General features: G+C 72.1%; 19 protein-coding genes. 10 read left to right on the top strand and 9 right to left on the bottom strand.

Features of this window, described 5'->3' with window-relative positions:
* Positions 1 to 23: 23 nt before the first annotated feature.
* From dnaE to nrdR, 3 genes are all read left to right on the top strand, one after another.
* On the top strand, positions 24 to 3,587 hold the full coding sequence (gene dnaE / locus ACETWP_RS02075; protein WP_373970518.1) for a DNA polymerase III subunit alpha: 3,564 nt from the start codon (positions 24 to 26) through the stop codon (positions 3,585 to 3,587).
* Positions 3,588 to 3,681: 94 nt separating this feature from the next.
* Positions 3,682 to 5,091, top strand: a complete 1,410-nt coding sequence (gene hisD, locus ACETWP_RS02070) for a histidinol dehydrogenase (RefSeq protein WP_373970582.1) — start codon at positions 3,682 to 3,684, stop codon at positions 5,089 to 5,091.
* Between the two features lie 102 nt (positions 5,092 to 5,193).
* Positions 5,194 to 5,682, top strand: a complete 489-nt coding sequence (nrdR, locus tag ACETWP_RS02065; protein ID WP_373970581.1) for a transcriptional regulator NrdR — start codon at positions 5,194 to 5,196, stop codon at positions 5,680 to 5,682.
* Between the two features lie 78 nt (positions 5,683 to 5,760).
* Here nrdR and ppgK read toward each other — a convergent pair whose 3' ends face one another.
* Together ppgK and map are read right to left on the bottom strand one after the other, a co-directional pair.
* Entirely contained in the window at positions 5,761 to 6,564 is an 804-nt protein-coding gene (gene ppgK / locus ACETWP_RS02060; RefSeq protein ID WP_373970517.1) for a polyphosphate--glucose phosphotransferase, read from the bottom strand.
* 122 nt (positions 6,565 to 6,686) lie between these two features.
* Positions 6,687 to 7,562 (bottom strand): type I methionyl aminopeptidase, encoded by an 876-nt coding sequence (gene map, locus ACETWP_RS02055; RefSeq protein ID WP_373970516.1) that lies wholly within the window; start codon positions 7,560 to 7,562, stop codon positions 6,687 to 6,689.
* A gap of 133 nt (positions 7,563 to 7,695) precedes the next feature.
* On the opposite strand from map, the gene ACETWP_RS02050 reads away from it, so the two are divergent.
* Positions 7,696 to 7,884, top strand: a complete 189-nt coding sequence (locus tag ACETWP_RS02050; protein ID WP_373970515.1) for an SPOR domain-containing protein — start codon at positions 7,696 to 7,698, stop codon at positions 7,882 to 7,884.
* A 24-nt stretch (positions 7,885 to 7,908) separates the two neighbouring features.
* On the opposite strand, the gene panB is transcribed toward ACETWP_RS02050, so the two are convergent.
* Positions 7,909 to 8,775 (bottom strand): 3-methyl-2-oxobutanoate hydroxymethyltransferase, encoded by an 867-nt coding sequence (panB, locus tag ACETWP_RS02045; RefSeq protein WP_373970514.1) that lies wholly within the window; start codon positions 8,773 to 8,775, stop codon positions 7,909 to 7,911.
* Between the two features lie 144 nt (positions 8,776 to 8,919).
* Between panB and glnA (ACETWP_RS02040) the strand changes: the two genes are divergently transcribed.
* Genes glnA (ACETWP_RS02040) through ACETWP_RS02030 form a run of 3 tightly spaced genes read left to right on the top strand, consistent with a single transcriptional unit; the run spans position 8,920 to position 13,649 of the window.
* A complete protein-coding gene (glnA, locus tag ACETWP_RS02040) occupies positions 8,920 to 10,260 on the top strand; it encodes a type I glutamate--ammonia ligase (RefSeq protein WP_373970513.1) in 1,341 nt (446 codons plus the stop codon).
* Between the two features lie 9 nt (positions 10,261 to 10,269).
* Positions 10,270 to 13,284: a bifunctional [glutamine synthetase] adenylyltransferase/[glutamine synthetase]-adenylyl-L-tyrosine phosphorylase gene (locus ACETWP_RS02035; RefSeq protein ID WP_373970512.1), complete on the top strand. Its 3,015-nt coding sequence runs from the start codon at positions 10,270 to 10,272 to the stop codon at positions 13,282 to 13,284.
* 35 nt (positions 13,285 to 13,319) lie between these two features.
* Positions 13,320 to 13,649 (top strand): cupin domain-containing protein, encoded by a 330-nt coding sequence (locus ACETWP_RS02030; protein ID WP_373970511.1) that lies wholly within the window; start codon positions 13,320 to 13,322, stop codon positions 13,647 to 13,649.
* A gap of 289 nt (positions 13,650 to 13,938) precedes the next feature.
* On the opposite strand, the gene glnA (ACETWP_RS02025) is transcribed toward ACETWP_RS02030, so the two are convergent.
* Entirely contained in the window at positions 13,939 to 15,363 is a 1,425-nt protein-coding gene (gene glnA, locus ACETWP_RS02025) for a type I glutamate--ammonia ligase (RefSeq protein WP_373970510.1), read from the bottom strand.
* A gap of 209 nt (positions 15,364 to 15,572) precedes the next feature.
* On the opposite strand from glnA (ACETWP_RS02025), the gene ACETWP_RS02020 reads away from it, so the two are divergent.
* Positions 15,573 to 16,007, top strand: a complete 435-nt coding sequence (locus ACETWP_RS02020) for an RDD family protein (RefSeq protein WP_373970509.1) — start codon at positions 15,573 to 15,575, stop codon at positions 16,005 to 16,007.
* A gap of 145 nt (positions 16,008 to 16,152) precedes the next feature.
* On the opposite strand, the gene ACETWP_RS02015 is transcribed toward ACETWP_RS02020, so the two are convergent.
* The 3 genes from ACETWP_RS02015 to lipB are packed head-to-tail and all read right to left on the bottom strand — an operon-like array spanning position 16,153 to position 18,626.
* Positions 16,153 to 16,914 carry a DUF4191 domain-containing protein gene (locus tag ACETWP_RS02015; protein WP_373970508.1) on the bottom strand — a complete coding sequence of 254 codons (762 nt, stop codon included), beginning with the start codon at positions 16,912 to 16,914 and terminating at the stop codon, positions 16,153 to 16,155.
* 30 nt (positions 16,915 to 16,944) lie between these two features.
* Positions 16,945 to 17,949 carry a lipoyl synthase gene (gene lipA / locus ACETWP_RS02010; protein ID WP_373970507.1) on the bottom strand — a complete coding sequence of 335 codons (1,005 nt, stop codon included), beginning with the start codon at positions 17,947 to 17,949 and terminating at the stop codon, positions 16,945 to 16,947.
* Positions 17,946 to 18,626: a lipoyl(octanoyl) transferase LipB gene (gene lipB / locus ACETWP_RS02005; protein ID WP_373970506.1), complete on the bottom strand. Its 681-nt coding sequence runs from the start codon at positions 18,624 to 18,626 to the stop codon at positions 17,946 to 17,948. The genes lipA and lipB overlap by 4 nt, the downstream gene beginning before the upstream one ends.
* Before the next feature lie 95 nt (positions 18,627 to 18,721).
* On the opposite strand from lipB, the gene ACETWP_RS02000 reads away from it, so the two are divergent.
* Together ACETWP_RS02000 and ACETWP_RS01995 are read left to right on the top strand one after the other, a co-directional pair.
* Entirely contained in the window at positions 18,722 to 20,296 is a 1,575-nt protein-coding gene (locus ACETWP_RS02000; RefSeq protein ID WP_373970505.1) for a serine/threonine-protein kinase, read from the top strand.
* Positions 20,297 to 20,357: 61 nt separating this feature from the next.
* Positions 20,358 to 23,852, top strand: a complete 3,495-nt coding sequence (locus ACETWP_RS01995; RefSeq protein WP_373970504.1) for a S41 family peptidase — start codon at positions 20,358 to 20,360, stop codon at positions 23,850 to 23,852.
* Between the two features lie 83 nt (positions 23,853 to 23,935).
* Here the strand turns inward: ACETWP_RS01995 and ACETWP_RS01990 are convergent, their stop codons facing one another.
* Positions 23,936 to 24,373, bottom strand: a complete 438-nt coding sequence (locus ACETWP_RS01990; protein WP_373970503.1) for an OsmC family peroxiredoxin — start codon at positions 24,371 to 24,373, stop codon at positions 23,936 to 23,938.
* 153 nt (positions 24,374 to 24,526) lie between these two features.
* Positions 24,527 to 24,880 carry a hypothetical protein gene (locus ACETWP_RS01985; protein WP_373970502.1) on the bottom strand — a complete coding sequence of 118 codons (354 nt, stop codon included), beginning with the start codon at positions 24,878 to 24,880 and terminating at the stop codon, positions 24,527 to 24,529.
* Between the last annotated feature and the right edge of the window lie 111 nt (positions 24,881 to 24,991).

The following is a 24,991-nucleotide window of genomic DNA, read 5'->3' as shown; positions in this document are numbered from 1 at the left end:
CCCGCACGGCCTAGAATGGATCGGTGGCCAGCTCAACTTCGGACGGATTCGTCCACCTTCACAACCATACGGAATACTCCATGCTCGACGGGGCGGCCCGGCTCGGGGACCTCTTCGCGGAGACCGACCGGCTGGGCATGACGGCCCTGGCGACCACCGACCACGGGTACCTCTTCGGGGCGTTCGACTTCTGGAAGAAGGCGACCGACGCCGGCATCAAGCCGATCATCGGCGTCGAGGCCTACGTCACCCCCGGGACCGCGCGCAACGACAAGACCCGCGTGCGCTGGGGCGAGGAGAACCAGCGCCGGGACGACGTCTCCGGTGGCGGCAGCTACACGCACATGACACTGCTCAGCCACAACAACCAGGGCATGCGCAACCTCTTCCGCGCCTCCTCGATCGGCTCCTTGGACTCCGCGTTCGGCAAGTACCCGCGGCTGGACCGGGAGCTCCTGGAGACCTACAGCCCCGGGCTCATCGCCACCACGGGCTGCCCCTCGGGCGAGGTCCAGACGCGGCTGCGCCTGGGCCAGTACTCCGAGGCCAAGCGGGCCGCCTCGGAGTACCAGGACATCTTCGGCAAGGAGAACTACTTCTGCGAGCTGATGGACCACGGGCTGGACATCGAGCGGCGCGTCACGAAGGACCTGGTCCGGCTGGCCCGCGAACTGGAGATCCCGCTGGTCGCGACGAACGACCTGCACTACACCCACGAGCACGACGCCAAGGCCCACGAGGCGCTGCTGGCCATCCAGTCCGGTTCCACGCTCCTCGAGCCGACCTACGACCAGGGCGGGTCGCGCTTCGCGTTCTCCGGCAGCGGCTACTACCTGAAGTCGCCGGCCGAGATGCGCCAGCTGTTCTCCGAGTTCCCCGAGGCCTGCGACAACACCCTGCTCATCGCCGAGCGGTGCGAGGTCTCCTTCAACACCGACGCCAACTACATGCCCAACTACCCCTGCCCGCCGGGGGAGGACGAGACCTCGTGGCTGGTCAAGGAGGTCGACGCCGGGCTGGCCTACCGCTACCCGGCCGGCATCCCGGACGACGTCCGCAAGCAGGCCGACTACGAGCTGGACGTCATCAACACGATGGGGTTCCCCGGCTACTTCCTCGTGGTCGCCGACTTCATCAACTGGTCCAAGGACAACGGCATCCGCGTGGGGCCCGGCCGCGGCTCCGGCGCCGGCTCCATGGTGGCCTACGCCCTGCGCATCACCGACCTGGACCCGCTGCGGCACGGGCTGATCTTCGAGCGGTTCCTGAACCCCGAGCGCGTGTCCATGCCCGACTTCGACGTCGACTTCGACGACCGCCGCCGCCCCGAGGTCATCGACTACGTGACCCGGAAGTACGGCGACGAGCGCGTGGCGATGATCGTCACCTACGGCACCATCAAGACCAAGCAGGCGCTCAAGGACTCCTCCCGCGTGCTGGGCTACCCGTTCAGCATGGGCGAACTGCTGACCAAGGCCCTGCCCCCGGCCGTGATGGCCAAGGACATCCCGCTGAGCGACATCGAGGAACCGCAGGCCAAGCGCTACGGCGAGGCCGGGGAGTTCCGCGAGCTCGTCGCGACCAACCCGGAGGCGGCGAAGGTCTTCGAGACCGCCAAGGGCATCGAGGGCCTGAAGCGGCAGTGGGGCGTGCACGCGGCCGGCGTGATCATGAGCTCGGACCCGATCATCGACGTGGTCCCGATCATGCGCAGGTTCCAGGACGGCCAGGTCATCACGCAGTTCGACTACCCGACCTGCGAGGGCCTGGGGCTGATCAAGATGGACTTCCTCGGCCTGCGGAACCTGACGATCATTTCCGACGCGCTGGAGAACATCAAGGCCAACCGCGGCGTCGACCTGGACCTCGAGCGGCTCGAGCTCGACGACGCCGAGTCCTACAAGCTGCTGGCCCGCGGCGACACTCTGGGGGTCTTCCAGCTCGACGGCGGGCCCATGCGCTCGCTGCTGAAGCTGATGCGCCCGGACAACTTCGAGGACATCTCCGCCGTCATCGCGCTGTACCGCCCGGGACCCATGGGCGCGAACTCGCACAACAACTACGCCCTGCGCAAGAACGGGCTGCAGGACGTCACGCCCATCCACCCGGCGCTCGAGGAGCCGCTGGCCGAGATCCTCGGCGGGACCCACGGCCTGATCGTCTACCAGGAGCAGGTCATGGCGATCGCGCAGAAGGTGGCCGGCTACTCGCTCGGCCAGGCGGACATCCTCCGCCGCGCGATGGGCAAGAAGAAGAAGTCCGAGCTGGACAAGCAGTACGCCGGCTTCCACCAGGGCATGGTCGACCGCGGCTACCCGGAGGCCGCGATCAAGGCGCTGTGGGACATCCTCCTGCCGTTCTCCGACTACGCGTTCAACAAGGCGCACTCCGCCGCCTACGGGCTGGTCTCCTACTGGACCGCCTACCTCAAGGCGCACTACCCGGCCGAGTACATGTCGGCGCTGCTGACCTCGGTCGGGGACGACAAGGACAAGTCGGCGATGTACCTGAACGAGTGCCGGCACATGGGCATCACCGTCCTCCCGCCGGACGTCAACGAGTCCGCCCTGAACTTCACCCCGGTCGGCGACGACATCCGCTTCGGGATGGGCGCGATCCGCAACGTCGGCACCAACGCCGTGCACGCGATGGTCGCCGCCCGGGAGGAGAAGGGCGCGTTCGAGAACTTCGGCGACTTCCTGCAGAAGGTGCCCGCCGTCGTGTGCAACAAGCGGACCATCGAGTCCCTGGTGAAGGCCGGCGCGTTCGATTCCATGGGCCACCCGCGGCGCTCGCTCGCGATGATTCACGAGGAGGCCGTCGACTCGGTCATCGTGCTCAAGCGCAACGAGGCCGCGAACCAGTTCGACCTCTTCAGCGCGTTCGACGACCCCTCCGTGGGCTCCGGGCTCGCCGTGGAGATCCCCGACCTGCCGGAGTGGGAGAAGAAGGATAAGCTCGCGTTCGAGCGGGACATGCTGGGCCTGTACGTCTCGGACCATCCGCTGCAGGGGCTCGGCGGCCTGCTGGACCAACACGCCGAGCTCTCCATCACGCAGGTGCTGTCCGAGGACGGTCCCGCCGACGGGCACCAGGTCAAGATCGCGGGGATGATCACCTCGCTGCAGCGCCGCATCGCGAAGAACAGCGGCAACGCCTACGCCAAGTGCGAGATCGAGGACCTGGGCGGCTCGATGGAGGTGATGTTCTTCGGGCAGGTCTACGGCCCGATCGCCACGCTGCTGGCCGAGGACCTCATCGTCGTCGTCCGGGGCCGGCTGCAGCGGCGCGACGACGGCGCGGTGAGCCTGAACGCGCAGGAGCTCACCATCCCGGAGATCAGCGAGGACGGCCTCGCCGGCCCCGTCGTCATCAGCCTGCCCAGCCACAAGGCGACCGAGGAGGTCGTGACCGCGCTGGGCGAGGTGCTGCGCACGCACGCCGGCAACACGGAGGTCCGGGTCAAGCTCTCCGGCACCCGGACCGTTCAGCTGATGCGGCTGGGCATGGAGTTCCGGGTCAATCCGAACCCGGCGCTCTTCGGGGACCTCAAGGTCCTGCTCGGTCCCGCCTGCCTCGACGTCTAGGGCCGCGGCGCCGGTCGGGCCGCCGGCGCGCCCCGCCGCGTAAACTGGTGGTGTGACTTCCCCAGCCCCCCAGAACACGTCAGGCCGCGCGACCCTGCCCGGCACCGAGGACCCCGCCGACGTCCGCGCCGGGTTCGCCCTGCGCACCATCGATCTCCGGGGCGCGGCGCTCGACCACGCGGGCCTCAAGGCCGCCCTGCCCCGTCCGGAGCTGGACGTCGACTCCGCGTCGGCCGCGGTCGCGGCCATCATCGCCGACGTGCGGTCCGGCGGCTTCGCCGCGCTCTCCGCGCTGGCCGCGCGGTTCGACGGCGTCGAGCAGGCGCACACGCGCGTGCCCGCGGCCGCGCTGGCCGAGGCGCTGGAGAACCTGGACCCCGCCGTGCGCGCCGGCCTGGAGGAGTCGATCGAACGGGCCCGCGAGTTCGCCGCCGCCCAGGTCCCCGAGGACGTGTCGGTGGTCTACCCGCACGGTGCGCGCGTGACCCAGCGCTGGGTGCCCGTGCGCCGCGTGGGCCTGTACGTGCCCGGCGGGCTGGCCGTCTACCCCAGCTCGGTCGTGATGAACGTCGTGCCCGCGCAGGCCGCCGGCGTCGCGTCGCTGGCCATCGCGTCCCCGCCGCAGAAGGAGTTCGGCGGCCTGCCGCACCCGACCATCCTGGCCGCCGCGGAGCTGCTGGGAGTGCGCGAGGTCCACGCGGTGGGGGGCGCGCAGGCCATCGCCGCGCTCGCCTACGGCGTCCCCGCGCCCGCCGGCTCGCCGGACGGCGCGGATCTGGCGATCGAGCCGGTCGACGTCGTCACGGGTCCCGGCAACCTCTACGTCGCGACGGCGAAGCGGCTGGTCAAGGGCGCCGTGGGCATCGACGCCGAGGCGGGGCCGACCGAAATCGCGATCCTCGCCGACGCCACGGCACACGCCGGCTACGTCGCCGCCGACATGGTGAGCCAGGCCGAGCACGACCCGAACGCGGCCGCGGTCCTCGTCACGGACTCGGAGGAGCTCGCCGCCGCCGTCCGCGGGGAGCTCGCGAACCGGGTGCGCGCCACGCGGCACTCCGCCCGCGTCGCCGAGGCCCTGTCCGGCCCGCAGTCGGCGGTCATCCTGGTCGACGACGTGGCCGCCGGCATCCGGGTCTGCGACGCCTATGCGGCCGAGCACCTGGAGATCCACACGGCGGACGCGCGCGCCGTGGCGTCGCGCATCACGGCGGCGGGCGCGATCTTCGTGGGCGAGGACAGCCCGGTCAGCCTCGGCGACTACTGCGCCGGCTCCAACCACGTGCTGCCCACCAGCGGCACCGCGGCGTTCGCCTCCGGCCTGGGCGTGGCGACGTTCCTCAAGGCGATCCAGGTCGTCGACTACGGCCGCGCCGCGCTGCGGGACGTCGGGGACCACGTCGTCGCGCTGGCCCGCGCGGAGGACCTGCCCGCCCACGGGGACGCCGTGCTGGCGCGGTTGGACCCGGAGCCCGACGCACCGGACGCCGGAGCGCCGCGGTAACCACTACATGTGGTAATGACACGCTTGTCATTCGCCCACATGTGGTCCTAGGATGATTCCGGTGGGGCCACGTCACCGCGTCGAGGAGAGAGGGTGGACGGCATGCATTGCCCGTTCTGCAGGAACTCCGATTCCCGGGTCGTCGATTCGCGGCTCACCGAGGACGGATCGTCCATCCGGCGCCGCCGCCAGTGCGGCGCCTGCGGCCGCCGCTTCACCACGGTGGAAACCACCAGCCTGAGCGTGATCAAGCGCTCGGGCGTCGCGGAGCCGTTCAGCCGCAGCAAGGTCATCACCGGAGTCCGCAAGGCCTGCCAGGGCCGCCCCGTCACCGACGACGACCTGGCGCTGCTGGCGCAGGAGGTCGAGGAGGCCGTCCGCGCCTCGGGCACCGCCGAGATCGACGCCCACGAGGTCGGCCTCGCGATCCTCGGCCCGCTGCAGAAGCTGGACCAGGTCGCGTACCTGCGCTTCGCGAGCGTCTACCAGGACTTCGACTCCCTCGAGGACTTCGAGGCGGCGATCGCCAAGCTGCGGCGCGAGGCCGTCGGGCCGCCCGGCGGGCGGCAGCGGCCGCTCGCCGCGCACTGACGCCGGCCGCCGGACAAGCTCCGGTGGCGGCCGCGGAGGGGAAGCCGCTGCCGCCACCGGCACCACGCCGGGGTTCCGCTAGGAAGCGAAGCCGAAGTGCACCGCCGCCTGCAGGGCGCCGCCGACGATTCCCGCGTTGTTCTTCAGCGACGCCGGGATGATCGGGGTGCGCAGGTCGAGCAGGGGCAGGAAGTCCTCGCTGCGCTTGGAGATGCCGCCGCCGACGATGAAGAGGCTCGGCGAAAACAGGAACTCCACGTGGGAGAAGTAGCGCTGCAGGACGACGCCGTACTCGTCCCAGGAGAGCCCGGCGCGCTCGCGCGCCGACGCCGAGGCGCGGGACTCGGCGTCGTGCCCGTCGATCTCCAGGTGCCCGAGCTCGACGTTGGGCACCAGCACCCCGTCGTGGATCAGCGCGCAGCCGATGCCCGTGCCCAGCGTGATGACCATAACCGTGCCGTCGACGCCCTTGCCCGCGCCGTAGCGCGCCTCGGCCAGGCCGGCGGCGTCGGCGTCGTTCATCACCTGGACGGGGCGGCCGAGCGCGGCGGTGAACAGCGCGTCGGCGTCCGTGTTGATCCAGGACTTGTCCACGTTCGCCGCCGACAGCGCGACGCCGCGGTGGATGATGGCCGGGAAGGTGACCCCGACGGGCGCGTCGGGGCTCGGGGCGTCCTCGCGGGTGGACAGCTCGGCGACGATGCGCGCCACGACGGCGGCCACCGCCTCCGGGGTGGAGGGCTGGGGCGTGTCGATGCGGAAGCGGTCGCCGACGAGCTTGCCCTTCTTCAGGTCGACGATTCCCCCCTTGATGCCGGTGCCGCCGATGTCGATGCCGATCGCGGTGGCGTTCTTGCGCTTCTTCTTGTCGTCCTTCGACATCTGGCTCCTTGGCGTGCGGTAGGGGGTGGGAAGGGTGGGTGGTCCGGGTTTTCGGGGGGGCGCCGGTGGTCCGGCGGCCGGCGGTGCCGCGGGGTTCCGGACTGCCGGGCGCGGTCGCGCGGCTACGGGAGCGTCAGGACCTCGGCGCCGTCGTCGGTCACGAGCAGGGTGTGCTCGAACTGGGCCGTGCGCCGGCGGTCCCGGGTGACGGCGGTCCACTCGTCGTCCCACATGTCCCAGTCCACGGTGCCCAGTGTCAGCATCGGCTCGATCGTGAACACCATGCCGGGCTCGATCACGCGGCTGTAGGCGGGCGCCGCGTCGTAGTGCGGGATGATGAGGCCGGTGTGGAAGGCCTCGCCGACGCCGTGGCCCGTGAAGTCGCGGACGACGCCGTAGCCGAAGCGCTTGGCGTAGGCGGAGATCGTCCGGCCGATGACGTTGATCTGCCGGCCCGGCATGACCGCCCTGATGGCGCGCCGCAGCGACTCCTCGGTGCGCTCCACGAGGAGGCGGGACTCCTCGTCCACGTCGCCGGCGAGGAACGTCGCGTTCGTGTCCCCGTGCACCCCGCCGATGTAGGCGGTGATGTCGATGTTGACGATGTCTCCGTCCCGGACGACGGTGCTGTCCGGGATGCCGTGGCAGATGACCTCGTTGATGGAGGCGCACAGCGACTTGGGGAAGCCGCGGTACCCGAGGGTGGACGGGTAGGCGCCGTGGGAGACGAGGTATTCGTGGCCGATCCGGTCCAGCTCGTCCGTCGTCACGCCCGGCCGGACGGCGCGGCCGACCTCCCGCAGCGCGCGCGCGGCGATCCGCGAGGCGACGCGGATGCGCTCGATCGTCTCGGCGTCCTTGACCTCGGAGCCCTCGAATTTCGCCGGTGCGGGGCGGCCGACGTACTCGGGCCGCGCGATCGACGAGGGGACGTGGCGCCCCGGGGTCGGCGTTCCGGGGACGAGGTTTCCTACGGGTGCTGTGGTGGCGCTGGGCATGTACCCGATCCTATCGCCCCGGCCGCGCGGGGGAGTAGGCCGACACTTGGCGGGGACCCGCGGGCGTGGTTGGCTGGTGGGGCGGAACCCGGGGCCAACCCGACCCCGGGCACCCAGGACACGAGGAGGCAGCATGAGCGAGGGCACCGGAGCAGGTCGGGGCGACTTCTGGTACAACGTGGTGACCAAGCAGGTCGAGGTCGGCGCGCAGTCGGACTGGTCCCAGCTGATCGGGCCGTACGCCACGCGCGCCGAGGCCGAGAACGCCCCGGCCAAGGTGGCCCAGCGCAACGAGGCGTGGGACGCCCAGGACGACGCGTAGCCCCGGGCGCGCGGCCGCTCCCGGCTAGAAGCCGTGTTCCGGCGCCGGGAACGTGCCGGCCGCGACGTCGTCGTGGTAGGCGCGGGCCGCCCCCGAGACGACGGTGCGCAGGTCCGCATACTGCTTGACGAACTTCGCGATCCTGCCGGTGCGCAGCCCGAGCATGTCCTGCCACACCAGGACCTGCCCCGTGGTCGCCGGACCCGCCCCGATCCCGATCGTGGGGACGGCCAGCCGGCGCTCGACGTCGGCGGCGACGTCGGCGGGGACCATCTCCATGAGCACGCAGAAGGCGCCGGCCTCCTCGAGGGCCAGCGCGTCGGCCAGGAGCGCGGCGGCGCCCTCGCCCCGCCCCTGCACCCTGTAGCCACCGAGCGTGTGCTCGCTCTGCGGGGTGAAGCCGATGTGCGCCATCACCGGGATGCCGGCGGCCACGAGGGCGCGGACGTGGCCGGCGAAGTGGGCGCCTCCCTCCATCTTCACCGCGTGGACGCCCGCCTCCTTCAGGAGCCGGACCGAGGACTCGACGGCCTGGGCAGGGGACACCTCGTAGGACCCGAACGGCAGGTCCACGACCACGAGCGGCCGCTTGGCGCCGGCGGTCACCGACTTCGCGAACACGATCATCTCGTCCAGCGTGATCGGCAGCGTCGTCTCGTAGCCCATGACGTTGTTGGCGGCCGAATCGCCCACGAGCAGGACCTCGATGCCCGCCTCGTCGAAGATCTGGGCCATGTACTGGTCGTAGGCGGTCAACATGGCGAACTTCCGGCCCTCGGCCTTGAACCGCGCGAGGTGGTGCGTCCTGATGCGCGAGGCGGGCTGCGGCGCGGCCGGGCGCGCCGGCGTCCCGGCCCCCTGGCCGTAGGGGGCGTTCTCTTCGGCATTCATGCCCGACAGCCTACTTCACCGCGCCCCACATGAAGCGGCCGCGGGCCCCCGCCGCGGAGGAACCGGCGGGCTTCCGAGTAGAGTGGCAACCGGCGGCGATTGCCTACGCCGCCGCAGCAGTGAGACGTGGAAGGAGTCCCGCACGTGGACCGTCAGCAGGAGTTCGTCCTCAGGACCATCGAAGAGCGCGACGTGCGTTTCGTCCGCCTCTGGTTCACCGACGTCGTGGGCTCGCTGAAGTCCGTGGCGCTGGCCCCCGCCGAGGTCGAGGGCGCCTTCGAGGAGGGGCTCGGGTTCGACGGGTCGTCCATCGAGGGGCTCTCGCGGATCTACGAGTCGGACATGCTGGCCCAGCCGGACCCGTCGACGTTCCAGATCCTCCCGTGGCGCGGCGAGACCGAGCCGACGTCGCGCATGTTCTGCGACATCCTCACGCCCGACGGCGCGCCGTCCGCGGCCGACCCGCGCAACGTCCTCAAGCGGCAGCTGGCGGCGGCGGCCGACATGGGCTTCACCTGCTACACGCACCCGGAAATCGAGTTCTACCTGCTCAAGTCCCCGGACATCGGCCCCGACGGCGCCCCCGTGCCGGTCGACTACGGCGGCTACTTCGACCACGTCACCGGGGGCGTCGGCCAGGACTTCCGCCGCCGCGCGGTCACCATGCTCGAGGCGGTGGGCATTTCCGTGGAGTTCAGCCACCACGAGAACGGGCCGGGCCAGAACGAGATCGACCTGCGCTACGCGGACGCGCTGCAGACCGCGGACAACGTCATGACGTTCCGCACCGTGATCAAGGAGGTGGCGCTCCAGCAGGGGATCTACGCGACGTTCATGCCCAAGCCGTTCTCGGACAACCCGGGCTCCGGCATGCACACCCACTTCTCCCTGTTCGAGGGCGACACCAACGCGTTCTTCGAGGCCGGGCAGGAGTACCAGCTGTCCACGACGGCCCGCCAGTTCATCGCGGGCCTGCTGCGCCACGCCCCCGAGTTCACGGCCGTGACCAACCAGTTCGTCAACTCCTACAAGCGCCTCTGGGGCGGGGGAGAGGCGCCCAGCCACCTCTCGTGGGGCCACAACAACCGCTCCGCGCTGGTGCGCGTGCCGCTGTACAAGCCCAACAAGGGACAGTCCGCCCGCGTCGAGTACCGCGGCATCGACTCCGCGGCCAACCCGTACCTGGCCTACGCCGTGCTGCTCGGCGCCGGACTCAAGGGCATCCAGGAGGGCTACGAGCTGCCGGCGGGCGCCGAGGACGACGTGTGGAGCCTGTCCTCCGCCGAGCGGCGGGCCATGGGCCACGACCCCCTGCCCGGCTCGCTGCACGACGCGATCCGCAGCATGGAGGACTCCGAGCTCGTCGCGGACATCCTCGGCGAGCAGGTCTTCGAGAGCTTCCTGCGCAACAAGCAGGACGAGTGGAACGCCTACCGCCAGAACGTCAGCCCGTTCGAGATCAACCGCTACCTCGGCATCCTCTAGGGACAGGCCGTGAGCCTCAATCGCCGGCTGATCGCCGCCGGGTTCGTGGACGTGGACCGCGCGAAGCGGTTCATGGGCGCCCCGGAGCTGGCCTCCCTCAGCGAGGAGGAGCTCCTGTCCGGCTTCGCGCTGTCCGCCGACCCGGACCAGGCGGTGCTGGCCCTCGTCCGGCTGGCCGAGCGCGAGCCCGGGGTTCTCCGGCTCGTCGGACGCGGGGACCGGTCGATGCCGCTCTTCCGCCTGCTCGGGGCGTCGGAGGCGCTGGCCGAGTTCCTCATCCGCCATCCGGAGCACGTCGGCCTGCTGGACCGCGAGCCCGACGCCGTGCCCACCGCCGTCCCGCCGAAGCGCCTGCGCGAGGAGCTCCTGCGCGCGGTCGGCGCGGATCCGGTCGACCGCGCGCCCGTGGCCGCGGCCGGAGGCAAGGAGGCCTACCGCGACCTGCGGGTCGCCTACCGCTGCTGGCTCACGGACCTGGCGGTGCGGGACCTGTGCGCCGCCGACCCGCTCGAGGCGATGCCGCTCGTGGGGCGCGAACTGGCCGACCTGGCGGCCGCCGCGGTGGAGGCCGGGCTGGCCGTGGCCCGCGCCGAGGCGGCGGAGCGCTTCCCGGCGGGGGACGTCGCGGCGGTGCGCCTGGCCGTCATCGGGATGGGCAAGTGCGGCGCCGGCGAACTGAACTACATCTCCGACGTCGACGTGGTCTACGTCCACGAGGCCGAGGGCGTCGGGGACGAGCGGGCGGGCGCCATCGCCGCCTCACTGGCTTCGGGCATCGCGCGTGCCCTCGGCACCCCCGGCATCGAACCGGGCCTGTGGGAGGTCGATGCGAACCTCCGCCCCGAGGGCAAGGACGGGCCCCTGTCCCGCACCCTGGACTCGCACGTGGCCTACTACCGCCGCTGGGCCCACAGCTGGGAGTTCCAGGCACTGCTGAAGGCCAGGTTCATCGCGGGCGACGCGGAGCTGGGCCGCGCGTACGAGGACGCCGTTGCGCCGATGATCTGGGCCTCCTCCGAGCGGGACGGCTTCGTGGAGTCCGTGCAGGCCATGCGGCGCCGCGTCACCGACAACATCCCGGCGCACGAGGCCGACCGCCAGCTGAAGCTCGGTCCCGGCGGCCTGCGCGACGTCGAGTTCACCGTCCAGCTCCTGCAGCTGGTGCACGGGCGCGTCGACGAGTCCGTGCGCCTGCGGGACACGACGGGCGCCATCGACGCGCTGAGCGAGGCCGGCTACATCGGCCGATCGGACGCGGCGGACTTCGACGCGGCCTACCGCTACCTGCGCGTGCTCGAGCACCGGATCCAGATGGTGCAGCTCCGCCGGACCCACCTGATGCCCGTGAAGGAGCCGGCGCTGCGGGCCCTGGCGCGCGCTGCACAGGGCGGGACGGCCGCCGCCCGCCCGACGGCGGCCGAGCTCGCCGAGCAGTGGCAGCAGACCAAGAAGGCGGTGCGCCAGCTGCACGAGCGGATCTTCTACCGGCCCCTGCTGGCGACGGCGGCGAACCTGAGCACCGACGAGGTCCGGCTGACCTCCGACGCCGCCGAGGCCCGGTTGAAGGCGCTCGGCTACGTCGACCCGCGCGGCGCGATGCGCCACATCGAGGCGCTGACCGCCGGCGTCCGCCGCCGCGCCGCGCTGCAGCGACAGCTCCTCCCCGTGCTGCTGGGGTGGATCGCCCAGGGCGTCGACCCGGACGCCGGGCTGCTCGGCTTCCGCCGGCTCAGCGAGGCGCTGGGGGAATCCCACTGGTATCTCGGCATGCTGCGCGACTCGCGCGCCGGGGCCGAACGGCTGTGCCACGTGCTCGCCAACAGCCGCTTCATCACGGACCTGTTGGAGGTCTCGCCGGAATCCGCGGCGTGGCTCGGGGACGACAAGGAGCTTACCCCGATGCCGTTCGAGCAGCTGTGGCAGGAGAACGCGTCGAAGATGCGCCGGCACCCCCGGCCCGATTCCGCGATGCGGCTGGTCCGGCTGAACCGCCGGCGCGAGATGCTGCGGGTCGCGCTCGCCGACTCGGCGGGGCTGGTGGACGTGGACCAGATCGGACGCGCGCTGTCGGATGCCGACCGCGCCGCGGTGCTCGGCGCGCTCCGTGTGGCCGAGACCGAGGAGTTCCGGACGACGCCGCGGGCGACCGCGCTGCTGGTCGTGGCCATGGGGCGGCAGGGCGGCCGGGAGATCGGCTACGGGTCCGACGCGGACGTGATGTTCGTGCACCGCCCGCTCGAGGGGGCCGACCCGCAGGAGGCGCAGCAGCAGGCCCAGCGCGTGGTGGCGCGGCTCGGGCAGCTGCTGACGCAGCCGCTCAAGCCCGCCGTCCAGGCCGAACCCAAGCTCGTGGTCGATGCCGCGTTGCGTCCGGAGGGCAAGCAGGGCCCGCTGGTGCGGTCCCTGGAGTCCTACCGCGAGTACTACGAGCGGTGGGTCCTCACCTGGGAGAAGCAGGCCCTGCTGCGCGCGCGCCCGATCGCCGGCGACGACGAGCTGGCGGCCGACTTCATGGGGCTCGTGGACTCGGTGCGCTACGCCGGCGACGCGACGCCGCACGAGGTGACGGAGATCCGGCGGGTCAAGGCGCGCATGGAGGCGGAGCGGCTGCCGCGCGGCGCCGATCCCGCGCGGCACCTGAAGCTGGGCCGCGGGGGGCTGAGCGACGTCGAGTGGATGGCGCAGCTCCTGCAGCTGCAGCACGCCGCGCGGTACCCGTCGCTGCGCACGACCTCGACGCGCGAGGCGTTGCGCGCGATCGCCGCCGAGGGACTGCTTCCCGCGGAGGACGTGGAGCTGCTGGACCGGGCGTGGTCGCTGGCCACGCGGATCCGCAGCGCGACCTACGTGTGCACCGGGCGCCCCTCCGATGTCCTGCCGCGCACGTACCGCGACCTGGAGGCCGTGGCCCGCTGGTGCGGCTACCCCCACGGCGCGGCCTCGCGGCTGGAGGACGACTACCGGAAGGCGGCGCGGCGCGCGCGGCACGTCTTCGAGCGCCACTTCTACGGATTCGAGACGTAGCGGCACCGGGCCGCGGACGAGGGAAGGGCAGAGCCATGCACATCACGAAGGCGCAACTGGACGAGCTGGCCCGCGAGCACCTGGAGAAGGCGCGGCACGCGCCGCACGGGCGCAGCGCCCACGCGGTCCTGAACGACGGGCGGCTGCGCCACACGCTGCTGGCGCTGACCGCCGGTGCCGTCCTGAACGACCACACGAAGCCGGAGGCGGCCACCCTGCTGGTGTTGGAGGGCGCGGTGACGGTGCGGTGGGACGCGGGGGAGCAGACGGTGCTGCACGGCGGCCTGTTCGTGCTGCCCGACGCGGTGCACCGCGTCACCGCGGAGCAGCCGGCCGCGTTCCTGCTGACGACGATCGCCGGCTAGCGGGGGCCGAAGCTCAAGATCCGCACAAGATTGGCGCAAGACTCGGCGGGGGCCTACCACGGGCCACTCTGGCCTCGTAGGCTGACAACAATTCGGCAAGAACTTGGGGAAGTGAGCCGAATGGCGTCCGGCTTGGGGCCGACGCCAGAGGGCGCTCCGTCCGGTACCGGCGGGGCGCTCTTCCCATGCCACCACCGCGCCGCGACGACGAAGGGCCCGCACGGGCCGCCCCACCGAGGTGGAGGCCGTCCGTGCGGGCCCTTTGTCCGCGGCTCAGCCGCGCGGGCCGCTAGCAGCCGTAGTACAGCTCGAACTCGTACGGGTTCGGCCGCAGCGAGAGCGGCTTGATCTCGTTCTCGCGCTTGTAGTCGATCCAGGTGCGGATCAGGTCGTCGGTGAAGACGTCGCCCGCGAGCAGGAACTCGTGGTCGGCCTCGAGGGCCAGCAGGGCCTCCTCGAGGGATCCCGGGGCCTTCTGGATGTCCTTGGCCTCGTCGGCCGGGAGCTCGTAGAGGTCCTTGTCGATCGGGTCCGAGGGCTCGATGCGGTTCTTGATGCCGTCCAGGCCGGCCATGAGCTGCGCGGCGAAGGCCAGGTACGGGTTGGACGACGCGTCCGGCGCGCGGAACTCGATGCGCTTGGCCTTCGGGTTGGAGCCCGTGATCGGGATGCGGATGCCGGCGGAGCGGTTGCCCTGCGAGTAGACCATGTTGACCGGGGCCTCGAAGCCCTTGACCAGGCGCTTGTAGGAGTTGACCGTCGGGTTGGTGAAGGCCAGCACCGCCGAGGCGTGCTTGAGGAGGCCGCCGATGTACCAGCGCGCCATGTCGGACAGACCGGCGTAGCCCTTCTCGTCGTAGAACAGCGGGTCGCCGTTGGACCACAGCGACTGGTGCACGTGCATGCCCGAGCCGTTGTCGCCGAAGACCGGCTTCGGCATGAAGGTGGCGGACTTGCCCCAGGCGTCGGCCACGTTCTTCACGATGTACTTGAACTTCAGGATGTCGTCGGCGGAGTGCACCAGCGTATTGAACCTGTAGTTGATCTCCGCCTGGCCCGCGGCGCCGACCTCGTGGTGCGAGCGCTCGACCTCGAGGCCGGCGGCGTCCAGTTCGACGCAGATGGCGTCGCGCAGGTCGGCCTGCTTGTCGGTCGGGGCCACGGGGAAGTACCCGCCCTTGAACGGCGTCTTGTAGCCTTGGTTGCCGCCCTCTTCCTTGCGGCCCGTGTTCCAGGGAGCCTCGTCCGAGTCGACCTTGTAGAAGGCGCCCTGGGGCTTGGACTCGTACTGCACGTTCTCGAAGATGAAGAACTCGGCCTCGGGGGCGAAGAACGCCGTGTCGGCGATGCCGGTGGAGGCCAGGTAGGCCTCGGCGCGCTCGGCGACGCCGCGCGGGTCGCGGTGGTACGGCTCGCCCGTGCGCGGGTTGACGATGGAGAAGTTGAACGCCAGGGTCTTCTCGATGCGGAACGGGTCGAGGAAACCGGTGGTCACGTCCGGGATGAGCTGCATGTCCGACTCGGCGATGCCCTGGAAACCGCGGATGGACGAGCCGTCGAACAGCTGTCCGTTGACGAAGAAGTCCGCGTCCACGGTCTTGGCCGGCACGTTGAAGTGCTGCTGCACGCCGGGAAGGTCGGTGAAGCGAATGTCGACGAACTTGACGTCTTCGTCGGCAATGAACTGGAGGACTTCGTCCGTAGTCTTAAACATCTGGAATTGCTCCTATATCGTCGCAATCGACCGGGCCACGGGGGCCACTTGGCTCGGGGATCGGTACCCGAAGTTGTATCAACCATAACTAATCGCGGTTTCCCCGCCGTCACGTGATTGTTTCCGTGACGTTACGCGGGCGCGTCGGGCGCCCGCGCGCGCGACCCCACCGGACGCGCCCGCAGCCGGCGCGGAGGTAGGCTGGATGGGTGGATAGAAAAGACCTGGGTTCCTGGCTGGGCGGGCCGCCGCAGCACCATTCCGAGGCCTGGCCCGGCAAGCGCCTCGGCCGGCCCGTCGACGGGCCCGGGAGCGTGGCCCGCTTCGGCCGCCGCGTCGCGGCGCTGTGCATCGACTGGGCCCTCTCGATGCTCGTGTCGTTCCTCTTCTTCGGGGGGGACCCAATCGCCAACCTCGCCGTGTTCGCCGCGACGCAGGCGGTGTTCGTCGGCGTCACCGGCCACTCGATCGGCCACCGCACGCTGGGCATGCAGGTGCAGCGGATGGACGGAACGGCGGCCCGGCCACTCGACGGCCTCGTACGCACCCTCCTGCTCTGCCTGGTCGTCCCGCCGCTCGTCGCGGACGCCGACCAGCGCGGTCTCCACGACCGCGCCGCCAAGACGATCCTCGTGCGGATCTAAAGCGCGGATCCCGGCCGCCGGCGGCGTTCCCGCGTCCACGCGGGCCGCTGAAGCCAACAACGCCCGGCCGTGGTCACCCGGCCGGGCGTTGCTCGTGGTCGACGACGTCGTGCGCCGGACATCGTGTCCGGGGGAGGTCCGTGGGTCAGCGTCCGCGCATGGAGCGGCGGTCCGGCCGCGCGCGCATCGGGTCGATGCCCTTGGGAATCGGCAGCTTCGCGGTGCCGAGGGTGGCCAGCCGCAGGTCCACGGCGTGGACCTCCTGCTTGTTCAGCGTCTTGGGGAGCTTCTTCATCGTCTTGGCCACGTCGCCCAGCGCGATCTGGCCTTCACCGCTGCCGGCGTTGAGCACCTTGATGGGCACGTTGGGCAGGACGCGGGACATGCGGCGCCGCTCGGCCTCGGCCAGCGGGCGCACCCGGGCGGTCGGCCCCTCGGTCACCAGCACGACGCCGGCCCGGCCGATCGCCATGAACACAAGGTCCTGCGTCTTCGGGCTGATCGCGACGGGCTGGTCCTTGAGGATCCAGCCGCGGCGCAACACGCTCATCGCCGCGCCCACGGCCCCGGGGCGCCCCTCGAGCTGCGCGAAGGCGGCGCGTTCCGCCCGGCGCGAGAGGATGAGGGTCGCGGCCAGCAGGCCCAGCGGGATGGAGATCAGCAGCAGGGTCACCCAGTTGTTGATCAGCAGGCCGATCAGCAGACCGACGGCGACGGTGCCGAGGAACGCCAGCAGCATCAGCCAGACGACCATCGGGTCGTTCCTGCGGGTCATCTGGAACACCTGGCCGAGCTGCTTCAGCCGGCCTGGTTCCTTGGCGGCCTTCTCGGCCTTGGGCTTGCGCGAGAACAGCCTGCGTTTGGGCTGCGCTGCGTCCGTCGGAGTGCTATCGGGGGTCTTGGCCATAGTGATCCAATTCTAGGGGATGCCGTGCCGTTAGTTGGCCGGGAGGAGGCTGGACGCTTCCTGGCGGGTGCTGCCCGAGCTTTCGATGTGCGCGAGGGCCTCCGGGATGGGCAGGCCCTTCTTGCGCATGGCGCCGGCCCAGAGGCGGCCCGCGCGGTAGGACGAGCGGACCAGCGGCCCACTCATGACGCCGAGGAACCCGATCTCCTCGGCCTCGTGCTGCAGGTCGACGAACTCCTGCGGCTTGACCCAGCGCTCCACCGGGTGGTGGCGTTCGGTCGGGCGCAGGTATTGCGTGATGGTCAGCAGGTCGCAGCCCGCCTCGTGGAGGTCCCGCATGGCCTCGGAAACCTCCTCGCGGGTCTCGCCCATGCCGAGGATGAGGTTGGATTTGGTGATCATGCCGTTGGCGCGTCCCTGGGTGAGAACGTCCAGGGAGCGCTCGTAGCGGAAAGCGGGCCGGATGCTCTTGAACAGCCGCGGCACCGTCTCGAGGTTGTGGGCGTAGACCTCCGGGGCGGAGGCGCAGATCTCGTCGAGGAACGCCTTCTTGCCGGAGAAGTCCGGGATGAGCAGTTCGACTCCGGTGCCCGGGTTGAACTGGTGGATGCGGCGGACGGTTTCCGCGTACAGCCAGGTTCCCTCGTCGTCGAGGTCGTCGCGCGCGACGCCGGTGACGGTGGCGTACCGCAGCCCCATCTTCTTGACGGACTGGGCCACCTTGAAGGGCTCGGCGCGGTCCACGGCCTGCGGCTTGCCGGTGTCGATCTGGCAGAAGTCGCAACGGCGCGTGCACTCGGATCCGCCGATGAGGAACGTGGCCTCGCGGTCCTCCCAGCACTCGAAGATGTTTGGGCAGCCGGCCTCCTCGCAGACGGTGTTCAGCCCCTCGGCCTTCACCAGCTTCTTGAGGTCGACGTACTCCGGCCCGATGTTGACCTTGGCCTTGATCCATTCGGGCTTGCGCTCCACCGGGGTGGATGCGTTGCGCGCTTCGATCCGCAGCAGGCGGCGGCCTTCGGGGGCGAGGCTCATGGGGTGGCTCCTTCGGGGACGGCGGTGGGGGTCCTGACGGCGGGGGCGAGGAGCGCGGCGAGCTCCGCCTCGACCCGCCCGATCACGTCGGCCGGGTCGACGGTCCGTCCGGTCTCGGCCGAGATGGTGGTGACGTCGGCGTCCGCGATGCCGCAGGGGACGATCTGCAGGTAGGGCGCCAGGTCGTTGGAGCAGTTCAGCGCGAAGCCGTGCATGGTGGTGCCGTGGTCCACCCGGATGCCGATCGCGGCGATCTTTCGGTCGCGGCGGTCCCCGTCCCCCTCGATCCACACCCCGGAACGGCCCTTGACGCGGGTGCCGGCGATGCCGTAGCCGGCGACGACGCGGATCAGGGCCTCCTCGAGGCGGTCCACGTAGTCGCGGATCGCGGCGGGGTCGCGCAGCTGGACGATCGGGTATCCGACCAGCTGCCCGGGCCCGTGCCAGGTGAGCTTGCCGCCGCGATCGACGTCGATCACGGGTGTCCCGTCCGCGGGAAGGTCCTCCGGTTCGGTGCGCTTGCCCGCCGTGTAGACGGCCGCGTGCTCCAGCAGCAGGACCGTGGGCCCGCCGCGGCCGGCGGCGACCCCTTCGTGAGTCCTCCGTTGGAGCTCCCAGCCCGTCGCGTAGTCAACGAACGCCGGCGCCAGTCCGACCCGTTGAAAGGTGATGGTCATGCGGTCAAGGTTACGCCCCGGCCGCGACAGGTTCGAATCCGCGAAGCCTGTGGACAACTTCTGCGGGGCACGCCCTCCTCCGCTATAACGGAGCCATGGAGGAAACACCGGAGACACGGGCGAACGGGACGGCGCCGACGGCCGACGGCTGGGTCCTGCTGCGGGAGATCGGCCGCGGCGGGGCCTCGGCCGTGCACGAGGTTCTCGATGAGGCGACGGGTGAGCGCCTCGCGCTGAAGATCGCGCTGGACACAGGCCCCAGCGGCACGCCGTCGGCCGACGCGGTCGCGCGCGAGGTGGAGGTTTTGCGGGGGATCCTGCATCCCCACCTGGTCCCCGTCGTCGGCACCGCTCCGACGTCCGCGGGACCCGGGATCCTGATGGAGTACCTCCCCGGCGGCTCGGCCGCGGACCTCGTCGCGGCGCGCGGTCCCGTGGGCCTGGGCGAGGCGGTCACCATCCTGGCTCCCGTCGCGCGGGCGCTGGCCCACCTGCACGGCGCCGGGGCGGTGCACGGGGACGTGTCGCCGGCCAACATCCTGTTCACCGCGGCGGGTCTGCCCAAGCTCGGGGACCTCGGGCTGGCCGGGCTCGTGGGGCGGCACGGCCCGACCGGCGGGACGCCCGGATTCTCGGCCCCGGAGTCCGTGGATCCGCGGGACCGCCGCCTGAGTCCGGAGCGCGACGTCTTCGCGCTGGGGGCGGTCGCCTGGTACCTGCTCACGGGCCGCGTCCCCGCCGCCACGAGCCACCGGCCGCCGCTGGGAAGCCTGGTGACCGCGGCGCCGGACGAGTTCGCCCTGCTGCTGGAGCGGTGCCTGTCCGAGGACCCGGCCCTGCGCCCCGCGGCCGCGGAGTTCGCGCGCGAGGTCTTCCGCGCGGCCCCGCCCGAACCCGTGGCGCTCACCGCGTCCGTCCACCCCGCGGCGCTGGGCCACATGGTCACCGTGGTGGGCGAGGTGGGCGAGGAGCCCGGGCGGCCGCGGCGCCGGCGGCGGTCCGCGCCGGTGCCCGGGAGGGCGCGGCCGGGGATCTCGGGACGGCGCCGTGGCGCCGTGCCCCGTGTCGCGGCCATCGCCGCGGGGGTTGCGGTGCTGGGGGTCGTTGGCGCGGCCGCGGCCGTCTTCGTCCAGGACCAGGGGGCGCCGGGTCCGGAGGGGCCGGGCGGGGAGGGTCCTCGGCCGACGGCCGTTGCGGCCGGCCCGGCCGTCTCCGCCCCGGAGGAGCCCGGCGCCGGAAACGCCGGGACGGTCCCCGCGGACCCCGCGGTCCCCGCGGACCCCGGCCGCGCCGCCGTCGCGCTGGCCGGCCTGCGAGACGCCGCGCTGGCCGGCGCGGAACCCGGGCTGCTGGGCCGCGTCCACCACCCGGACGGATCTTCCCTGGCCGCGGACGAGGAAACCGTGCGGTCGATGCGCGAACGCGGCCTGCGCTACGACGGCCTGCGCACCGTCCTCGCGTCGATCTCCGTCGCGGCTGGCCCGTCTCCCGGGAGCGTGGAGGTCTCCGCCGTGAGCACGATCGGCCCCTACCGGGTCCTCGCCGCCGACGGGCGGGTGGTGGACACGGTGGCCGAGCCAACGGTGCAGCGGGTGGTTCTCCAGTTGCGCCGCGACGACGGCGGGTGGCTGATCGGCCGGGTGCGGGAGGCGCGGACGCCGGCTCCGTGAGGGGACGTCACGGACCGGTCCGCGGCGAAGGCAACGGTCGCGCGGTCGCTAGGATCGGGTCATGAAGCCCACGAGCTACCTGCGCTACCCGCACCTTTCCGCCGACCTCGTCACCTTCATCGCCGAAAACGACGTGTGGCTGGCGCCGCTCGACGGCGGCCGGGCCTGGCGCATCTCCGGCATGGGACTGCCGGCGCGCGGCCCCCGGTTCACCGCGGACGGATCGGCGCTGGTCTGGAGCGTCGTGCAAGGCAGCGCCCCGGAGGTCGTCACCGCGGGAACGGACGGCGGGGGCTACCGCCAGCTCACCCACTGGGGGCACGCCAGCACCCGCGTCCGCGGATTCACGCCGGCGGGCGAAGTCGTCGCCATCAGCGCCCACGGCCAGGCCGACGCGCGGCACACCTGGGCGCGGGCCCTGCCGCTGGACGGCGGGCCGTCGAGGGTGCTGCCCCACGGTCCCGTGGACTCGCTGGCTTGGGGACGGGCCGTCGAAGGGAACCGGCCGCTGGTCGTCGGCAGCGCGCTGAGCCGCGAGCCGGCGTACTGGAAGCGCTACCGCGGGGGCGCGGCAGGCAAGCTGTGGATCGACCGCGACGGCGGCGGGTCCTTCGACCGGCTCGCCGCGCACCTCGAGGGAAACCTGTGCGATCCCGTCTGGATCGGCGGCCGGATCGCGTTCCTGTCCGACCACGAGGGGTTCGGCAACGTGTACTCGGTGGAGCCCGACGGCTCCGACCTGCGGCGGCACACGGACCACGGCCAGTTCTACGCCCGCCACCTCTCCACCGACGGCGAGCGGCTGGTCTACGAACACCGCGGGCGGCTCTTCGTCCTGGACTCCCTGGACCACGCGCACCCGCGGCGGTTGGACATCGCGCTGGGTTCCGCGGGACACGGGCGGCGGCGCCAGACGCTGGCGCCGGCGCGTCACCTCGCCGGCGCGGCCCCCGACGCCGTGGGCCGCGCCAGCCTGGTGGAGACCCACGGCACCCTGCACCTCCTGAAGCACCGCGACGGGCCGTCCCACACCATCGAGGCGACCCCGGGCGTCCGCGCCCGGCTCGGAAGGATCCTGGACCCGCGGCACGTGGCCTATGTCGCCGACCGCGGCGGCGAGGACGCGCTGTTCGTCCGCGACGTGGCCAGCGACGCCGTCTTCGGGACCTATGGCGCCATCCCGAACGCCCTGGAGGACGACGACGACGGCGCGGTGTGGGCAGTCGGCGGGGAGACCGGCGCGGCGGTCGGCCCGCCCGACACCGCGGAGCCGGGACTGCGGCCGGAGGACGGCCTGCGCCGCATCGAGCTGCCCTGCCGGGGGCGCGTCCGTTCGCTGGAGGCCAGCCCGGACGGCCGCTGGCTGGCGTTGGGCACCGAGTACGGGGAGGCCCACCTGCTGGAGGTCGGCCCGGGGACGTGGCGGCGTTTGTGCGACACCGATTTCGGGGCGGTCACGCACCTGAGCTTTTCCCCTGACTCCGGGTGGGTCGCCTGGATCGAACCGGTCACCGCGTTCGAGGGCCGGAGCCGGATCATGATGGCCTCGACGGCCGACGCGGAGCGCTCGCCGGTCACGGTCACGGACGGGCGGTTCCACGACCATTCGCCCTCGTTCAGCCACGACGGCCGGTTCCTGGCGTTCCTCTCCGAGCGCAGCTTCGATCCGGTCTACGACACCCACAGCTTCGACCTCAGCTTTCCGGCCTCCACCAAGCCCTTTATGGTGGCCCTGTCCGACGAGACGCCCAGCCTGTTCGGCCCCTCCGTGTACACCGCCGACGGGGGGAACGCCGAATCCGCGGGCCGCCCGTCCGCCCCGGCCGCGTTCGGTCCCGCCCCCACGGAGGTGGACGAGGACGGCATCGGCCAGCGGTTGTTCCCGGTTCCCGTGGCACAGGGGCGCTACAGCCGCCTGGTCGCGGTCGAGAAGGGGCTGCTCTGGCTGGTCGACGAGTCCACCGGTGTCACGGGGGACGGGCGCGTGCCCGACGCCAACGCGCCGGCCCTGCGGCTGGAGCGCTTCGACTACGCGGACCGGCGGACGACGACGCTCGTCCCGTCGCTCAAGGCGTACCGCGTGAGCGGGGACAAGCGGCGGCTCGTCTACATCGAGGGCCAGCAGGTGCGCAGCGTCCCCGTGGACAGGTCCCTGGACCGGGACAGCCCGGACGCGCAGACGCTGGACCTGGGCCGGATCCGGGTGGAGCTGGACCCGGTCCGGGTGTGGGAGCAGGCCTTCCACGAGGCCTGGCGGCTCCAGCGGGACTTCTTTTGGACCGCGGACATGGCCGGCCTGGACTGGCCCGCGATCGCGGAGAAGTACCGCCCGCTCATCGGCCGGCTGGGCAGCCACGACGACCTCGTCGACATCCTGCTGGAGCTGCACGGTGAGCTCGGCACGTCGCACGCCTACGTGTCGCCGTTCGCCGCGGTCGAACCGGGCGCCGGCCGCCAGGGGCTGTTGGGCGCCGACGTGGAGCGCGTGGACGGCGTCTGGACGATCCGGCAGGTCCTCGAGGGCGAGTCCTCCGACCCGCAGGCCTACTCGCCGCTGACGGCCCCGGGCGTCTCGGTGCGGGCGGGCGACGCCATCCTGGCCGTCGACGGGCAGAAGGTCCCCCGGGACGGCGGGCCCGACGTGCTGCTCAAGGGCGCGGCGGGCCGGACCGTCGAACTGGCCATCCTGGAGGGCCCGGCGGGCCGGAGCCCGGGCGCCGTCCGGCGCGTCGCCGTCGTGCCCGTGCGCGACGAGCAGCGGCTGCGGTACCAGAACTGGGTCGCCACCAACCGGCGGACGGTCCGCGAGGCGTCCGCCGACCGATTCGGCTACCTGCACATCCCGGACATGGCCGCCCAGGGTTGGGCGCAGCTCCACCGCGACCTGGACACCGAGACCGAGCTCGACGCGCTGATCGTCGATGTGCGGCGCAACCGCGGGGGGCACACGTCGCAGCTGGTGGCCGAGCTGCTGGGCCGCAAGGTGACGGCCTGGACGATGGCCCGCGAGACGCGCACCGGCACCTACCCCTCCAGCGCCCCGCGCGGACCCGTCGTCATCCTGGCGGACGAGTGGGCCGGATCCGACGGCGACATCATCACCCAGGTCGCCAAGCTGCGCGCCATCGGCCCGGTGGTCGGCGTGCGGACCTGGGGCGGCGTCGTCGGCATCGACAACCTCTTCGACCTGGCCGACGGCACCAAGGTCACGCAGCCGCGCTACGCGACGTGGTTCGCCGGCGGCGTCGGCTGGGGCCTGGAGAACCGCGGCGTCGATCCGGACATCCACGTGCCGTTCCCGCCGCACGCCCACGCGGCGGGGGAGGACCCGCAGCTCGAGCGGGCCGTCGCGGTGCTCCGGGAGCTGCTCCGGGAGGTTCCCATCCAGCGGCCGCCGCTGCTGGCGGGGTACCGGACGCTGCGTCCCGATCCGCTGCCGCCGCGCCCGCGCGCGACGGCGGAGGGCGCGACGGCGGAGGGCGCGACGGCGGAGAGCGCGGGGTCCGGCGAGGGACCGGCCCGGCGCGGGCCGGCCGTGGACCTCGCCGCGCGCTAGGCGGCCGACGCCCGCCGTGGCGCCGGACGCGACGGCGCCCCCACCGACCGGGCCGATGGGGGCGCCGTCGCGCGGTGTGGTCCCTACGCGGCCAGGGTGGCCTTCAGCGTGATGCTCGGGACGGACGCCAGCGCCTTGGAAACCGGGCAGCCTTCCTTGGCGGCCTGGGCGCTCTTCTGGAAGGTCTCCTCGTCGATGCCGGGCACGGAGGCCTCGAGCGCCAGGCGGATCTCGGAGATCTGCGCGCCGTCGCTCGTGTCGAAGTCCACCTCGGCCGAGGTCTCGAGGCGCTCGGCGGTGAAGCCCGCCTGCTTCAGGATGTTGCTCAGGGCCATGGAGTAGCAGGAGGCGTGCGCGGCCGCGATGAGCTCCTCGGGGCTGGTCTTGCCCTCGGACTCCTCGGTGCGGGCCTTCCAGGTGACGTCGTACGTGCCGATCCCCGAGGTCTCGAAGGTGGTCTGGCCGCTTCCGGTGGCCAGGTCGCCGGACCATACGGTGCGGGCGGAACGGGTGGTAGCCATGGGGTTTCCTCCACTGGTTGCTTCGGCCGCCGGTGCCGGCGGCCCACCTGCCATCCTAGGGGCGCGGCCGGGGCTGGCCAACAGAGCGCGGAGCCGCCCCGCGGTGGGGCGGCTCCGCCGTTGCCTGGACCCGCCGGGCGCGGGCCGGGGAGGCTAGACCCAGAAGACGGCCACCGCGATGTTGATCAGCGCGAGCCCGCCGACGCCGTGCGCCAGCCCCTTGGAGACGTCCTGTCCCGACTTCACCTTGCGGCGGCCGATGAACGCCGCGACGGCCACCCCGAGGGCCAGCACCAGCTTGACCGCGATCTTCGCGTGGTTCGGGCCGTCCCCGTCCGCCATCTCGGCGAGCCCCACCAGCAGGAGCCCGGTGACGAGCTGGGTGAGCGCGCCGATCCACTGCCACTGCGTGACGGTGGGGTTCTTGAAGGTGGCCAACCAGCCGCCGACGATGGCGGCCGCCCCGAGGATGTGGAGGAAGACGAGCAGAAGATGTAGGAAGTCCATGCTTCAAGCATAGGGCCGTGCCCGCGCGCCGTCGGGGAGAACGCGCGGCGGCGGCCGGCCTCCCCGGGGAAGCCGGCCGCCGCCGTCGTGCGCCCTGAGGGCGCCGGTGGA

The organism is Arthrobacter halodurans (assembly GCF_041877255.1).
In the GTDB taxonomy this organism is placed as follows: Bacteria; Actinomycetota; Actinomycetes; order Actinomycetales; family Micrococcaceae; genus Arthrobacter_N; species Arthrobacter_N halodurans.
This window is presented reverse-complemented; position numbering and strand designations above follow the sequence as displayed.

Coding starts and splice junctions, on each gene's coding strand:
- nrdR (WP_373970581.1), top strand. CDS start 5,194: ATGCATTGCCCGTTCTGCAGGAACTCCGATTCCCGGGTCGTCGATTCG.
- ppgK (WP_373970517.1), bottom strand. CDS start 6,564: ATGTCGAAGGACGACAAGAAGAAGCGCAAGAACGCCACCGCGATCGGC.
- map (WP_373970516.1), bottom strand. CDS start 7,562: ATGCCCAGCGCCACCACAGCACCCGTAGGAAACCTCGTCCCCGGAACG.
- ACETWP_RS02050 (WP_373970515.1), top strand. CDS start 7,696: ATGAGCGAGGGCACCGGAGCAGGTCGGGGCGACTTCTGGTACAACGTG.
- panB (WP_373970514.1), bottom strand. CDS start 8,775: ATGAATGCCGAAGAGAACGCCCCCTACGGCCAGGGGGCCGGGACGCCG.
- ACETWP_RS02030 (WP_373970511.1), top strand. CDS start 13,320: ATGCACATCACGAAGGCGCAACTGGACGAGCTGGCCCGCGAGCACCTG.
- glnA (WP_373970510.1), bottom strand. CDS start 15,363: ATGTTTAAGACTACGGACGAAGTCCTCCAGTTCATTGCCGACGAAGAC.
- ACETWP_RS02015 (WP_373970508.1), bottom strand. CDS start 16,914: ATGGCCAAGACCCCCGATAGCACTCCGACGGACGCAGCGCAGCCCAAA.
- lipA (WP_373970507.1), bottom strand. CDS start 17,949: ATGAGCCTCGCCCCCGAAGGCCGCCGCCTGCTGCGGATCGAAGCGCGC.
- lipB (WP_373970506.1), bottom strand. CDS start 18,626: ATGACCATCACCTTTCAACGGGTCGGACTGGCGCCGGCGTTCGTTGAC.
- ACETWP_RS02000 (WP_373970505.1), top strand. CDS start 18,722: ATGGAGGAAACACCGGAGACACGGGCGAACGGGACGGCGCCGACGGCC.
- ACETWP_RS01995 (WP_373970504.1), top strand. CDS start 20,358: ATGAAGCCCACGAGCTACCTGCGCTACCCGCACCTTTCCGCCGACCTC.
- ACETWP_RS01990 (WP_373970503.1), bottom strand. CDS start 24,373: ATGGCTACCACCCGTTCCGCCCGCACCGTATGGTCCGGCGACCTGGCC.
- ACETWP_RS01985 (WP_373970502.1), bottom strand. CDS start 24,880: ATGGACTTCCTACATCTTCTGCTCGTCTTCCTCCACATCCTCGGGGCG.